Raw genomic sequence first — 244 nt, 5'->3', positions numbered from 1 at the left:
GAGCCGATCGATTACATGCTGAAGCGCTGGGACGGCTTCACATCCTTCCTCGGCGATGGCCGGATCTGCCTCACCAACAACGCCGCCGAACGGGCGTTGCGCGGCTTCGCTCTGGGCAGGAAGGCATGGCTCTTTGCCGGCTCCGACCGTGGTGCTGATCGCGCCGCCTTCATGGCAACGCTGATCATGAGCGCCAAGCTCAATGACATCGATCCACAAGCGTGGCTCGCCGATGTGCTCGCTC

The 244-nt window shown here is 63.1% G+C and carries 1 protein-coding gene; it reads left to right on the top strand.

What is annotated here, in order from left to right; genetic code table 11:
* On the top strand, positions 1-244 hold a 244-nt coding region (locus IB263_RS33930), incomplete at both ends, for a transposase (RefSeq protein ID WP_192439614.1).

Origin of the sequence: Ensifer sp. ENS03, assembly GCF_014852035.1 — a bacterium.
GTDB lineage: Bacteria > Pseudomonadota > Alphaproteobacteria > Rhizobiales > Rhizobiaceae > Ensifer > Ensifer adhaerens.
This window is presented reverse-complemented; position numbering and strand designations above follow the sequence as displayed.